We start from the raw sequence: 12,296 nt of genomic DNA on the forward strand, positions 1-12,296 counted from the left end.
CCACCGACTTCGACGGAGAGGTGCCCGGCTCGGCGCAGCCATGCTCTCTCCTTCGCCCGCGGCCAGGTCGACCGAGCGCACACCCTGCCGACGGTCCTCGTGCCGACGGCGCTGACAAGGAGATCCAGATGTTCCGTCGCATCCGCGATGCGTGGGCGAGCTTCGCCGAACGCCGACCGGGGACCGCCCAGTTCCTCGTGTTCTTCATGCTGAGCAACGGCATCACCGTGCTGCAGCTGGCCCTCATGCCGTTCTTTCGGTGGATCTTCAGCCACACCTCGCTCGTCGAGACGACCTTCCAGGTGCTGCAGATCGGCTCGAACGTCGACGGCTCGCCGTTCTACATCTTCAACTACGCCGCAGGTGCGCTGCCGGCCGGCGGCGGCGGGCTCGCGTACTTCCTCGCGGTCCAGATCACGCTGGCGATCGCGCAGATCATCAACTTCTTCGCCCAGCGGAACGTGACCTTCAAGTCCAACACGAACATCTGGCGGGCCGCTGCCTGGTACGTGCTGGCCTACATCATCATCACCTTCGTGGCAGCGGCGTTGCAGGGCTTCTACAAGGCGCCCATCTACGAGCTCCTCATCGACACCTGGGGCCTGGGCGGCACCGGGGAGACCATCGCCGACGTCGTCACGATGATCATCAACAGCGCCCTGTCCTTCTGGGTCTTCTTCCCGATCTTCAAGATCATCTTCAAGCGGGAGCCTGAGGTCGCAGGCGCCGAGGTGGTCACGGCGAAGTGAGCCGCCCCGCAGGTCCGGTCAGCCGGCCTGCGCACAGGTGAGCAGGAGAGGGACCGGCGCCGAGGCGCCGGTCCCTCTCGAATATGCTGGGCACGTCAAGGAGAGTGGTGTGGAGATGGAGACCGACCTCGTGGTCGTCGGGTCGGGCTTCTTCGGCCTGACCGTCGCGGAGCGGGTGGCGCAGCGTGGCCGCAAGGTCCTGGTCATCGACCGGCGCAACCACATCGGCGGCAACGCCTACTCCGAGGAGGAGCCGGAGACGGGCATCGAGGTGCACCGCTACGGCGCCCACCTGTTCCACACCTCCAACGAGCGGGTCTGGGACTACGTCAACCACTTCACGTCGTTCACGAGCTACGTGCACCGGGTGTACACCACCCACCGCGGTGAGGTCTTCCCGATGCCGATCAACCTCGGCACGATCAACCAGTTCTTCCGCTCGGCGCTGGGGCCCCAGGCTGCCCGCGACCTGTTGCGCGAGCAGGCCGGCGAGCTGGGTGGCAAGACTCCGGAGAACCTCGACGAGCAGGGCATCTCCCTCATCGGCCGGCCCTTGTACGAGGCGTTCGTCCGCAACTACACGGCCAAGCAGTGGCAGACCGACCCCACGGACCTGCCGGCCAGCATCATCTCCCGGCTCCCGGTGCGCTACACCTACGACAACCGCTACTTCAACGACACCTACGAGGGTCTGCCCACCGGCGGGTACACCCGGTGGATCGAGCGGATGGCCGACCACCCCAACATCGAGGTCCGCCTGGGCACCGACTTCTTCGACACCAGCCAGCCGGTCAACAAGGCCGATGTGGTGGGCAACGTCCCCGTCGTCTACACCGGCCCGGTGGACCGGTACTTCGACCACGTGGAAGGCAAGCTGTCCTGGCGCACGCTGGACTTCGAGCAGGAGGTCCTGAGCGTCGGCGACTACCAGGGCACCCCGGTGATGAACTACCCCGACGCAGACGTGCCGTACACCCGCATCCACGAGTTCCGTCACTTCCACCCCGAGCGGGACTACCCCACGGACAAGACCGTCATCATGCGCGAGTTCTCCCGCTCCGCAGGCGCCGCAGACGAGCCGTACTACCCGGTCAACACCGCGGCGGACCGCGTGCGCTTGCGCGCCTACCGCGACCTCGCGGCGGGGGAGAAGGACGTGCTGTTCGGTGGCCGACTGGGCACCTACCAGTACCTCGACATGCACATGGCCATCGGCTCGGCGCTGTCCATGGTCGACAACGACCTAGCGCGCGTGCTGAGCCTCTGACCGACCAGCCGTAGCCGCAGCCGGTCCGGAGCCCGTCGGGCCAGCCGGGACGGGGATGAGCACGCTGAGGACGAACCAGTTGTCCTGGGCCTGGACGGTGAGGGAGCCGCCGTGCTCCTGGGCCACCTGCCGCATGCTCACCAGCCCGTAGCCGTGGTGCAGCGTGTCGCCCTTGGTGGTGCGGGGGAGGCGGTCGGTGAACTCCAGGGTGCCCTCGAAGTAGTTCTCGAAGCGCATGACCGCGAAGGAGTCCTTGGCGTACACGGCGACCTGGATGAGGCGCCGCTCGTCGTCGGGCAGGGTCAGCACGCTCTCGATGGCGTTGTCCAGGGCGTTGCCGACCAGCGCGGCCAGCGACATCGGGTCCATGAAACCCAGGCTCGTGCCGTCGGCCACGCAGGTCAGCGTGATGCCGCGGGAGGCGCACTCGGCGCTCTTGGTCGTCAGGATCGTGTCCAGGACGGTGTTCCCGGTGTCCAGCTGGTGGCCGTACCCGGTGATGGACTCCTCGAGCTCGGCGAGGTAGGCGGCCTTCGCCTCGGGGTCGCGCTCGGTGCGGATCGCGGTGATGTAGTGCTTGAGGTCGTGATACTTGCGGTTGACCACGTCGATGTTCTGCTTGGACGCCAGGTACTGGGAGTGCTGGGTGGCCAGCAGCCGGGACATGGCCTCGACCTCCCGCGCGCGCTGCAGCTCCAGGCGCTGCCCGTGCTGGGCGTAGAGCGCCACGAAGCCGGAGAGGTCCACGAGGGTGCGGATGTAGAAGATCTCCAGGCCCTGCTGCCCGCTGAACGGGGTGTTGGCGTCCACGAAGCTCATGTTGGACATGAAGAAGGTCACGGCAGCGATCGCCAGGGCGATGACGGCGTCGCGCGACCCGGCCTCCCAGGTCCGCTCGCTCGCGGTGCGCCGGCGTTCCAGCAGGTAGGCGAGGCCGAAGGCGAGCCCGTAGACCACCGCCAGGAGCAGAGCCTTGCGCACCGGGTGGGAGCCGGCGTCGCGCGCGGCGCCGAAGTAGAACTCGAACTGCCAGTGCAAGGAGGCCATGAGCTCGGCGAGCACGAAGGCGCGGGCCGTGACGTAGAGGGTGCCTCGCGGCGTCGAGGTGGTGCACACGAAGAGCAGGGCGAACATGACCGCCACCGCGAGCAGCATCCCGAAGGTCCACAGCTCGATCGGCAGCTCACCGGCGAAGGTCTGGACCCCGAAGAGGGCGACCAGGCCGATCCCGAGGACGGTCACGAGCATCGGGCGGCTCAGCCGCTTGGGCATGAGCAGGATGTAGACGAGGCACGCTGACCACTCGGCGAGTGCCGTGTAGGCCCGGGGGATGTCCGGGATCAGCTCGGGGGTCATGGCAGGCGGCCACCGACGTGGTTGGTCAACGCGTCCAGGAAGGCCCGACGCCGGGGGCGGCTCACCAGGAGCTCGTCCCCACCGAGCATGGTGCAGCTGTTCTGGCTGATGCCCGTCACGTACTTGAGGTTGACGAGGTAGCAGTTGTTGCTGCGGTAGAAGTCCTTGCCGGCGAGCTCGGACTCCAGGGCCTTGAGCGTGCCGTTGAGGGCGTAGGTGCGGTCCACGGCGTGCACCACGATGCGGTGCTTGATGCTCTCCACGTAGACGATGTTGGCGAGGTTGACCCGGGCCATCCCCCCGGAGACCGGGAGCATCACGGCGTCGTTGTCCGCCCGGCGCACGCGGGCGATGCTGCGCCGCAGCTCCTGGGCGAAGGCGAAGTACGGCACCGGCTTGACGAGGTAGCTCAGGGCGTCGACCTCGTAGCCGCGGATCGCGTACTGGGCCATGTTCGTGATGAAGACGAGGACGACGTCGGCGTCGAGCAGGCGGATCTTGCGGGCCGTCTCCAGCCCGTCGAGGACGGCCATCTGGACGTCGAGGAAGATGATGTCGAACTCGGGGCGGTAGTCCGCGGTGATCTCGCTGCCGTCGCTGAAGGTGGTGACCGAGAAGGTGACACCGTGCTCAGCCTCGTAGCGCCCGAGGTAGTCGGTGATGAGGTCCTGGCTGATCTTCTCGTCGTCGACGACGCCGATCCGGATCATCACTCACTCCTGTCACCTCATCGTCACCGGGCGCGTACCGGCACTGCAGGATACCAAGGGGGCGCCGCCAGATAACGCAGGCGGCGCCCCCGTGGCCGGGCGACCGGTGGTCAGCCGAGCAGCTCGGCTGCCATCAGCCGCAGGGTGGCCTCACGGGTGGTAGCGGTGCGCGGGTCCGTGCCGGCGTGGGCCGATCCGACGGGGGAGAGCATGACCTCGTCGGTGCCCACGAGCTCGGCGAGGGCACGCACCTGGCGAGCGGCGACGTCGGGCGTGCCGATGGCCCAGGTGGAGCGGATCTGCTGGGCGAGCCCGGCGTGCTCGGGGGCGATGCCGGCAGCCTCGGCGTCCTCGATGAGCTCGACGGGGCCCATCTCGCCACCGGTGCGCAGACGGATCATGGACCGGATGTAGGGCAGCGCCTGGCGCTCGGCGTCCTCGGCCGTCTCGGCGACGACGGCGTTGATGATCGCGAAGGTCCGCGGCTCCGGGTAGGCCTCGGACGGGCGGTAGGACGAGCGGTAGGCCGCCATCGCCTCGGCCGTGCCCTGCCCGGCGAAGTGGTGGGCGAAGACGTAGGGCAGGCCCAGGGCCGCGGCGAGCTGGGCGGAGTACATGGAGGAGCCGAGGAGCCAGACGTCCGGGACGCTCGTGGCGCGCGGCGTCGCTGACAGCGGGTAGGTGCGTCCGCGCAGGTCGAGCAGGACGCCGCCGGGGGACATGAGGTCGATCGTGTCCCGCACGTCGTCGGGGAAGGTGTCCACGGAGTCGGTGCCGCGGGCAGCGCCGGAACGCAGCATGTGGCTGGTGACGGGGTCAGACCCAGGGGCCCGTCCGATCCCGAGGTCGATGCGGCCCGGGAAGGCCGCCTCGAGCAGGGCGAACTGCTCGGCGACGACGAGCGGGGCGTGGTTGGGCAGCATGACGCCACCGGACCCGATGCTGATCTGCTGCGTCGCGGAGGCCAGCAGGGCGATGAGCACGGCGGGGTTGGTCGAGGCCACGGCCGGCATGTTGTGGTGCTCGGCCACCCAGTACCGCCGGAAGCCGAGCTCGTCGGCGGTCTGTGCCAGGCGGGTGCTGGCGGCCAGGGCGTCAGAGGTCGTCTGGTCGGTCCTGACGGGGATGAGGTCGAGGACCGAGAGTGCGGCGACGGGGGTGGTGGGCGCGGACGGGTCAGGGAGTGCTGAGAGGGTCGAGGTCACTCACACTGCAACTGGGGCGTGGTGCGCGCTATTCCGTGCGAGCGGGGCGACCGCGTCCTCCTGGGCGAGGAACTCCTCGGCCTGGCGTGCGGACAGGCGGTCCTGCTCGGCGCCGTCGAAGACGGCGACCGGGATGGTGTCCGTGGCGCCGAGCAGGAGGGCGGGCTCGACGACGGCAGCGGCCACGAGGCGCGCCCGCTGGTTGAGGAGGGTCATCAGGGCCCAGACGCCGATGGCCACCCAGATGACGTTCACCACAGCCGAGGGCCAGGCGCCGTAGGTCGAGGCGCTGACGGCGAGCAGCCCGGCACCGACGATGTTCAGCCCCTGGAAGAGCAGCGAGTCCGGTGTGATCCGCTTGGCCGTGACCATCCCGTACGCAAAGACGGTGGACAGGGCACCAGTCCACCCGGCGAGGGTGACTGCGAGCTCAGCGGCGGTGGACATAGCTGTCTCCTGAAAAAGGGTGGGGTGAACGAGAAAAACGAGCCGAGCCACCGGCGTCGCCCCCTCGAGGTACCTCAATGGTGGGGCCAAAAGTCGTTTAGCACAATCGAATCAAACTCCAAACCCCATGTAGCATCGCTACATGGTTCTTGACGCGAAAAGGCTTGGTGTTCTCCTTGCCGTCCACCGGGCCGGCGGGGTCGTCGCCGCGGCCGATCTGCTGCACCTCACGCCGTCGGCGATCTCTCAGCAGATCGCCAAGCTCGAGGCCGAGGAGGGCGTCGAGGTCCTCCACCGCGGACCGCGCGGAGTGACGCTGACCGCCGTCGGGATCATGCTCGCCGAGGCTGCCGAGCGCATCGAGTCCGAGCTCGTGGAGGCCCGCAAGCAGATCGCCACGATCGGCCCGGACGTCAGCGGGCGCGTGGCGATCGGCGCCTTCCAGACGATCACCCGTTCTGTCGTGGCGCCCATGCTCGCCGACCTGGCCGTGACGGCGCCGGGAATCGAGATCACCGTCCACGAGGTGGAGACCGAGGAGGCGAACCGCGGCCTGCGCAGCGGGGAGTACGACGTCGCGATCGTCGAGCACGACTCCTCCGCCGAGCGCCCGGTGCCGCGCGGCTTCCGCGAGGTGCCGCTGCTCGACGAGCCGTGGCGGGTGGCCGTCCCCTCGTCCATGGCCGTGCCCACCAGCCTGCAGGACCTCACGGACGTCACGTGGATCGGCGCGGAGAAGTCGACGGCGGCCGCCCGCGCGCTGACCCGCGTCGTCGACCTCGCCCGCCCGAACCGGCCGACCCTGCACAGCTACTACTCCTACGAGGTGGCCATCGCCCTCGTGGCAGCCGGCCAGGGCGTCGCGCTGCTGCCCGCCCTCGCCCTGGAGGGCGCCGACCTCACCGCGGTCGACGTCGTGCCGATCGCCGGGCTGGGCATGCGCCACATCGCCGCCCGCCACCGCGGCAACCGCCACGAGCCGACGCCGGCCGTGCGAGCGGTCATCGACGCCCTCGTGGCCCAGGTGGTCACCCTCGACCTCGGGTACCTCGGCTGAGCCGTCCCCGCTGACCCCGGGCGGTGGCCGTTCACCGGGCGAAACCTGGCGAAACCTTCTCCCGAGGCGCGAGACGGGTATGGCCACCTTGCGGACACCATGGGACCTTTGACCTATGAGCCCGCAGATGCCAGCAATGCCCCTCACCGCCGTGGTGAGCGACGCGCGACGCTGCCTGCGCGCCCGGTGCTGTCCGGCCTGATCCCGCTCCACCGGATCTGCTCGCCTAGATCTGGATCTGCACGCCGACCTGCCGCCCCGCGCCCTCACCCGGCGCCCTCGTCGCCGGTCGCCTGCGACGACCGCGCACCCGTGCTGCTCCAGCACTGACAGCGCACGACGCCCCCCGCCCTGGGCATCACCCCCGGCCCCGCTCTCACCCCTCACCGCGACCGTGCAGTCGCGGCACTCAAGGACACCCCTATGACCACTGTGCGGGCCCCGCGCGCCCCAAGACCCGTCATCCTCACCGACTCCGCCGACCTCACCGACCCCCTGGAGCTGCTCACCGACGTCCTCGTCATCGGTGGGGGACCAGCCGCGACGTGGTCGGCGATCGCAGCCGCAGAGGCCGGTGCCTCCGTGGTGCTCGTCGACAAGGGGCACTGCGGCTCGAGCGGGGTCGCGGCGACGTCGGGCGTCGGGCACTGGCTCGTCGCCCCGGAGGTCGCCCGCCGTGACGAGGAGATCGGTCGGCGCGAGCGCGCCGGCGCCTTCCTCACCGACCGCACCTGGACCGACGCGACCCTCGACGTCGCCTGGGACCGTACCGCGGAGCTGCCCGGCTGGGGCTGGGAACGTCGCGGGGTCCGCGGTGCCAACCGCCTCTTCGGCACCGGTCCCGCCGACCGCGCCTTCAACGGCCCCGCCCCGGACTACCTGCGCTTCCTGCGCGGCAAGGTCAAGAAGTCTGGCGTCGTCGTCCTCGACCACAGCCCTGCCCTCGAGCTCCTCGTCGACGCCGCCGGCGTCGTCTCCGGCGCTCGCGGCTACCAGCGTCAGGTGGGCCGGGCGTGGGCGGTCGGCGCCGGCGCCGTCGTGCTGGCCACCGGCGGGACCACGTGGAAGAGCCACTCCCTGGGCGGGGATGTCAACACCGGTGACGGGCACCTCATGGGTGCGGAGGTCGGGGCGCACCTGTCGAGCATGGAGTTCTCCAACTTCTACGGCATGGTCCCCTTCGGCACGAGCATGGACAAGAACGGGTTCTTCGTCCACGCCTCCTACTGGGACCACACCGGCGCCCCGATCGAGTACGCCGACCTGCACGTGAGCCGCGCCGAGCTGCTCTCCGCCTCGACCCAGGGCACCATCACCGCCCAGTTCACGCAGTTCACCCCGGACCTGTGGCCGCAGCTGCGCGCCGCCATGCCCAACTTCTTCATGGTCACCGACAAGCTCGGGGTGAACCCCTTCACCGAGCGCTTCCCCATCGACTGGGTGAACGAGGGCACCGTGCGCGGCACCGGCGGCCTGCACGTCCTGGATCGCAGCGGCACCGTGGGGGTCCCGGGGCTGTACGCCGCCGGTGACGTCGCAGCGCGGGACCGGATCGTCGGCGCCGCGACCGGCGCCGGGGGACCGAACCTCTCGTGGGCCATCGCCTCGGGCACGTGGTCGGGCACCTCGGCCGCGCGCTTCGCCCGCGGCGCCGGCACAGCCGGGCACCGCCACGGCCTGACGCCGGCCGCGCTCACCCGCACCGGCACCATCGGCCTGCACCGCGCCGGCCCGGGCACCGACGAGCGCGCCTGGCGGTCCGTGGTCGCCGCGACCCAGGCCGAGCTGCTGCCCATCACGAAGTCCGCCTTCCGCAGCGCGGCCAGCCTGACCAGCACCCTCACCGTGCTCGACCGCGCGTGGGCGGCCGCCCCGGAGACCCTGACCGGGCGCGGCGCCACCGAGATCCGCACCCGGGAGGCCGCCGGCATGCTCGCGATGGGCCGGTGGGCCAGCCGGGCGGCGCTCGCGCGGACCGAGAGCCGCGGGATGCACACCCGCACCGACCACCCCGACCAGGACCCCCACCAGACGCACCGCCTGCTCACCGGCGGCCTGGACGAGGTGTGGGTCGCCGTCGACCCAGAGCTGCCGGTCACCGGACCGCAGCCCGTCCCCGCACTGACCGGAGCCACCTCGTGATCGAGATCCTGGACGTCGACCGCTGCACCGAGTGCGACATCTGCGTGCGCATCTGCCCCACGAACGTCTTCGACGCCGTCGAGGGCGGGGTGCCGGTCATCGCCCGCCACTCCGACTGCCAGACCTGCTTCCAGTGCGAGGCGTACTGCCCGGCGGACGCGATCTTCGTGGCTCCGTCACGGATCCCGCTGCGGCCCGGCTCCCCGATGGCCGACGGCGACGCGTTGCGCGCCGCCGGTCAGCTCGGCCTCTACCGGGACCGGGTGGGCTGGCGCACGACGCCCGGCGCCGCCGCAGTCACCGCCGCAGCCGAGCCGGGTGCCGGTGTCGCCGCCGACCAGCCCAGCGCTTCACCGACCGTCTCGTCCACCCCACCCACCCCACCCACAGCACCCCTGCCGTCCTCGTCCGTCGACTACCACCGCCTGGTGGAGACCCTGCACAGGAGCACACCATGAATCGCACACCCGTCCGTCCCTCTGCGCTTCGCCGCCTCACCGTCGCGCTCGCGGTGACCAGCCTCGTCGCCGCCCTCGCCGCGTGCTCCTCCTCTGACGCGACGGAGGCCACCGGCCCGGCCACGACCTCCGACGCTGCCCTGACCCCGCTGGTCACCGGCGGACCGTGGAACGGCGCGGCAGGCAAGGACCCGGTGCTCACCGGACCCTTCGGCTACGCCGTCGCGACGGGGATCGCGGACCCGATCCTCGCCGAGCACGGCTTCGTCTACGACGCCTTCGTCGGCTTCAACAACGGCCCGCCCGTCGTGCAGGCGCTGCAGACCGGTGACATCCACCTCGGCTTCATCGGCGACACCCCCGCCACGCAGGCCAAGGGCTCTGGCCTCGACGTGCCCGCGCTCGTGGTGGCCAAGCCGAGCTCGGACATCTGGTTCCTCACCAAGACCGGCGGGGTGGCCACCATCGAGGAGCTCGCCGGCAAGAAGGTCGGGCTGCAGTTCGGGTCGAACTTCGACAAGTACGGTCGCGCGGTCCTGGCCCGGCACGGCGTCGCGGACTCCGTGGAGTACGTCAACCTGCTCTTCGCCGACGCGCTCCCCGCGCTGCAGCGCGGGGACATCGACGCCGTCCCGGTGCCCGCCACGACCGCGGGGATCTGGCGCGCGGTCAACGACTTCCCGGTGCTGTCCAAGGCCAGCGAGGACGACCCTGACCTGCTCGCCACCTCCGTCGTGCTGACCTCCCGCGCCACCCTCGAGGCCAACGACGAGCTCGCCGCCGCGGTGTGGGCGGTCACCGAGGCGGGCAGCGCCAAGATCCTCCAGGACACCGACGCCTACGCCCAGTGGCTCTCGGACGCGACCGGGTCCCCGGTCGACATCATCAACGACGCCGAGCTGTGGTCTTACGGCACTGAGGCGATCGACCCCGACGGCCTGGCGACGATCGGCACCACCCTCGACTTCCTCGTCGAGCAGGGCACCGTCCCCGAGGCCTTCGACGTCGCCGGCTGGGTCGTCCAGTGACCGCGCTGACCACGGCGTCGACCACGGCGGGGCTGGTCACGCCCGCCGTGCGGCGGGTGTCTCATCAGGCGCCGTGGATCTCGGCCGCGCTGCGGGCGGGGGTTCCGCTCGCGCTCTTCGCGGCGTGGTGGTTCGGCTCGTCGAGCGGGGCCATCGACCCCAAGGTCTTCCCGTCCCCGCAGTCGGTGTGGACCGCCTTCCAGACCCTGTCAGCCAACGGGGTGCTGTGGGACAACGCCTCGGTGTCCCTGTCCCGGGTGGCCGTCGGCTTCGCCATCGGCGGGTCGCTCGGCCTCAGCCTGGGGATCCTGGCCGGGCTGTTCCGCCTGGGCGACCAGCTGCTCGACCCGACCCTGCAGATGCTGCGCACCATCCCGTTCCTGGCCATCGCACCGCTGCTGATCCTGTGGTTCGGCATCGGTGAGCTGCCCAAGATCGTCATCATCGCCGCGGCCGCGCTGTTCCCGCTCTACCTCAACGCCCACTCCGGGGTGCGCAACGTCGACAAGAAGATCCTCGAGGCGGCCGGCACCTTCGGGCTGCGCGGGCTCGGCCTCGTACGTCACGTCATCCTGCCCGAGGCCATCCCGTCGATCCTCGTGGGCCTGCGGGTGTCCCTGTCGGTGTCGTTGCTCGCGCTCATCGTCGCCGAGCAGTCCAACGCACCGCGCGGCCTGGGCTTCCTCATGACCTCCGCGCAGCAGTACTTCCAGACCGACATCCTCGTGCTCTGCATCATCATCTACGCGGTCTGGGGCCTCGGCGTCGACCTCCTCGTGCGCCTCCTCGAGCGCGCGCTCCTGCCCTACAAGCACTCCAGGAAGCGATCATGACCACCTCCGCACAGGTCCAGCCGACCCCGGCCCCGGCCCAGGCACGACCGGCCGGCGCCCTCGCCGTCCACGTCGACGCCGTGACCAAGTCCTTCGGCGACCGGACCATCCTCGACGGCTTCACCCTCGACATCGCCCCGGGGGAGTTCGTCGCCCTGCTCGGGGCGAGCGGCAGCGGGAAGACGACCTTCCTGCGGATCCTCGCCGGGCTGGAGCCGACCGACTCCGGGACCGTGCTGACCCCGCGCCGACGCACCGTCGTCTACCAGGAGCCGCGGCTCATCGCTGCCAAGCGGGTGGGTGCCAACGTCACCCTCGGCCAGCGGCGCACCCGTAGCGTCCGCGACGCCGCCTCCGCCGCGTTGACCGAGGTGGGCCTGGGCGGTCGCGAGCGCGCCTGGCCGACGACGCTCTCCGGCGGGGAGGCGCAGCGCGTCGCCCTGGCCCGGGCGCTGGTCCGCGAGCCCGAGCTGCTGCTCCTGGACGAGCCCTTCGCCGCGCTGGACGCGCTCACCCGCATCAAGATGCAGGCTCTCGTGGCGGACCTGCGGGCCACCCACGGCCCTGCGGTGCTGCTGGTGACCCACGACGTCGACGAGGCGATCCTGCTCGCGGACCGCATCGTCGTGCTGCAGGAGGGCAAGGTCGGGGTCGAGCACGTGGTGCCCTTCGCCAAGCCGCGCCGGCGCGGGGTGCCGGGCTTCGGGGACCTGCGCCGTCAGCTGCTGCTCGAGCTCGGCGTGGAGGAGGCGATCGGCGTCGCGGGGTAGGCGTGGAAAAGCCCGTGGGCTGGTGAACGGCACCGGCCGCGGCGGACGAATTCGCGGCTCCCACGGGCTTCGGAAGCGTCCCTCGCCTGACGGCGACTAGCGGGACGCCACCTCATGTGTCCTAGGAGAAATCATGTTCTGGACCACCTCCTTTCGTGTGTTCCAGCGACGCTACGCCTGAGCCGGGCGAGGCTCAAGGGTTTTTCTCCGACGAGTTCCCCGGGCCTGGGCCGGTCCGCCCGCAGATGCCCGATGGGCGCTGCGTCTCAGGCAT

Annotated in this window: 12 protein-coding genes; 8 read left to right on the plus strand and 4 right to left on the minus strand. The window is 70.6% G+C overall.

The window, feature by feature from the left end; all coding sequences use genetic code 11:
• Positions 1-128: 128 nt before the first annotated feature.
• Together SS2_RS02020 and glf are read left to right on the plus strand one after the other, a co-directional pair.
• Positions 129-749 (plus strand): hypothetical protein, encoded by a 621-nt coding sequence (locus SS2_RS02020; protein WP_066460708.1) that lies wholly within the window; start codon positions 129-131, stop codon positions 747-749.
• 115 nt (positions 750-864) lie between these two features.
• A complete protein-coding gene (glf, locus tag SS2_RS02025) occupies positions 865-2,016 on the plus strand; it encodes a UDP-galactopyranose mutase (protein WP_066460806.1) in 1,152 nt (383 codons plus the stop codon).
• On the opposite strand, the gene SS2_RS02030 is transcribed toward glf, so the two are convergent.
• The 4 genes from SS2_RS02030 to SS2_RS02045 all read right to left on the minus strand — a co-directional run bounded on the left by SS2_RS02030 (position 1,993) and on the right by SS2_RS02045 (position 5,734).
• Positions 1,993-3,372 carry a sensor histidine kinase gene (locus SS2_RS02030; protein ID WP_066460709.1) on the minus strand — a complete coding sequence of 460 codons (1,380 nt, stop codon included), beginning with the start codon at positions 3,370-3,372 and terminating at the stop codon, positions 1,993-1,995. The two genes, glf and SS2_RS02030, sit on opposite strands and share 24 nt — an antisense overlap.
• The gene (locus SS2_RS02035) at positions 3,369-4,082 is read right to left on the minus strand and encodes a LytR/AlgR family response regulator transcription factor (RefSeq protein ID WP_066460710.1); all 714 of its coding nucleotides are present in this window, start codon (positions 4,080-4,082) and stop codon (positions 3,369-3,371) included. Before SS2_RS02035 ends, SS2_RS02030 begins: the two co-directional genes overlap by 4 nt.
• Before the next feature lie 110 nt (positions 4,083-4,192).
• Entirely contained in the window at positions 4,193-5,287 is a 1,095-nt protein-coding gene (locus tag SS2_RS02040) for an LLM class flavin-dependent oxidoreductase (protein WP_066460711.1), read from the minus strand.
• Complete coding sequence (locus SS2_RS02045; protein WP_066460712.1) at positions 5,288-5,734, minus strand: CBU_0592 family membrane protein; 447 nt, start codon at positions 5,732-5,734, stop codon at positions 5,288-5,290. It abuts the gene before it with no gap.
• A gap of 142 nt (positions 5,735-5,876) precedes the next feature.
• Between SS2_RS02045 and SS2_RS02050 the strand changes: the two genes are divergently transcribed.
• From SS2_RS02050 to SS2_RS02075, 6 genes are all read left to right on the plus strand, one after another.
• Positions 5,877-6,791: a LysR family transcriptional regulator gene (locus SS2_RS02050; RefSeq protein ID WP_066460713.1), complete on the plus strand. Its 915-nt coding sequence runs from the start codon at positions 5,877-5,879 to the stop codon at positions 6,789-6,791.
• A 423-nt stretch (positions 6,792-7,214) separates the two neighbouring features.
• The gene (locus tag SS2_RS02055; RefSeq protein WP_066460714.1) at positions 7,215-8,933 is read left to right on the plus strand and encodes an FAD-dependent oxidoreductase; all 1,719 of its coding nucleotides are present in this window, start codon (positions 7,215-7,217) and stop codon (positions 8,931-8,933) included.
• Positions 8,930-9,391: a 4Fe-4S dicluster domain-containing protein gene (locus SS2_RS02060; protein ID WP_157607154.1), complete on the plus strand. Its 462-nt coding sequence runs from the start codon at positions 8,930-8,932 to the stop codon at positions 9,389-9,391. Before SS2_RS02055 ends, SS2_RS02060 begins: the two co-directional genes overlap by 4 nt.
• A complete protein-coding gene (locus SS2_RS02065; RefSeq protein ID WP_066460715.1) occupies positions 9,388-10,419 on the plus strand; it encodes an ABC transporter substrate-binding protein in 1,032 nt (343 codons plus the stop codon). The genes SS2_RS02060 and SS2_RS02065 overlap by 4 nt, the downstream gene beginning before the upstream one ends.
• Complete coding sequence (locus SS2_RS02070) at positions 10,416-11,252, plus strand: ABC transporter permease (RefSeq protein WP_217995557.1); 837 nt, start codon at positions 10,416-10,418, stop codon at positions 11,250-11,252. The genes SS2_RS02065 and SS2_RS02070 overlap by 4 nt, the downstream gene beginning before the upstream one ends.
• On the plus strand, positions 11,249-12,022 hold the full coding sequence (locus SS2_RS02075) for an ABC transporter ATP-binding protein (RefSeq protein ID WP_066460716.1): 774 nt from the start codon (positions 11,249-11,251) through the stop codon (positions 12,020-12,022). The genes SS2_RS02070 and SS2_RS02075 overlap by 4 nt, the downstream gene beginning before the upstream one ends.
• Positions 12,023-12,296 lie beyond the last annotated feature (274 nt).

The sequence above is a fragment of the Sanguibacter suarezii NBRC 16159 genome (assembly GCF_001552735.1).
GTDB lineage: Bacteria > Actinomycetota > Actinomycetes > Actinomycetales > Cellulomonadaceae > Sanguibacter > Sanguibacter suarezii.

What these genes read in the sequence shown, in the direction of transcription:
- SS2_RS02045 (WP_066460712.1), bottom strand. Translation starts at nt 5,734, where the DNA reads ATGTCCACCGCCGCTGAGCTCGCAGTCACCCTCGCCGGGTGGACTGGT.
- SS2_RS02075 (WP_066460716.1), top strand. Translation starts at nt 11,249, where the DNA reads ATGACCACCTCCGCACAGGTCCAGCCGACCCCGGCCCCGGCCCAGGCA.
- SS2_RS02055 (WP_066460714.1), top strand. Translation starts at nt 7,215, where the DNA reads ATGACCACTGTGCGGGCCCCGCGCGCCCCAAGACCCGTCATCCTCACC.
- SS2_RS02030 (WP_066460709.1), bottom strand. Translation starts at nt 3,372, where the DNA reads ATGACCCCCGAGCTGATCCCGGACATCCCCCGGGCCTACACGGCACTC.
- SS2_RS02035 (WP_066460710.1), bottom strand. Translation starts at nt 4,082, where the DNA reads ATGATCCGGATCGGCGTCGTCGACGACGAGAAGATCAGCCAGGACCTC.
- SS2_RS02020 (WP_066460708.1), top strand. Translation starts at nt 129, where the DNA reads ATGTTCCGTCGCATCCGCGATGCGTGGGCGAGCTTCGCCGAACGCCGA.
- SS2_RS02050 (WP_066460713.1), top strand. Translation starts at nt 5,877, where the DNA reads ATGGTTCTTGACGCGAAAAGGCTTGGTGTTCTCCTTGCCGTCCACCGG.
- glf (WP_066460806.1), top strand. Translation starts at nt 865, where the DNA reads ATGGAGACCGACCTCGTGGTCGTCGGGTCGGGCTTCTTCGGCCTGACC.
- SS2_RS02065 (WP_066460715.1), top strand. Translation starts at nt 9,388, where the DNA reads ATGAATCGCACACCCGTCCGTCCCTCTGCGCTTCGCCGCCTCACCGTC.